Raw genomic sequence first — 617 nt, 5'->3', positions numbered from 1 at the left:
CGGAGATGTGTATAAGAGACAGACTTAATGGTAGCAACTAGTAACAGGGGTTGCGCTCGTTGCAGGACTTAACCTAACACCTCACGGCACGAGCTGACGACAACCATGCAGCACCTTGAAAATTGTCCGAAGAAAAACACATTTCTGCGTCTGTCAATTCCCATTTAAGCCTTGGTAAGGTTCCTCGCGTATCATCGAATTAAACCACATAATCCACCGCTTGTGCGGGCCCCCGTCAATTCCTTTGAGTTTCATTCTTGCGAACGTACTCCCCAGGTGGCTAACTTATCACTTTCGCTTAGTCTCTGAACCCGAAAGCCCAAAAACGAGTTAGCATCGTTTACGGCGTGGACTACCAGGGTATCTAATCCTGTTCGCTCCCCACGCTTTCGTCCATCAGCGTCAGTTAAGACATAGTGACCTGCCTTCGCAATTGGTGTTCTAAGTAATATCTATGCATTTCACCGCTACACTACTTATTCCAGCCACTTCTACCTTACTCAAGACACGCAGTATCAATGGCAGTTTCACAGTTAAGCTGTGAGATTTCACCACTGACTTACGCATCCGCCTACGGACCTGTCTCTTATACACATCTCCGAGCCCACGAGACTACG

1 rRNA gene is annotated in these 617 nt (G+C 47.6%); it reads right to left on the bottom strand.

What is annotated here, in order from left to right:
- Nucleotides 1-617: ribosomal RNA gene (locus ACPYOJ_RS34620) — 16S ribosomal RNA — on the bottom strand; the annotation flags it as partial.

It is taken from the genome of Rhizobium sp. SVR5-9E (genome assembly GCF_056755095.1).
The sequence above is the reverse complement of the archived record's forward strand: the minus strand, read 5'-3'. Positions and strand labels throughout refer to the sequence as shown.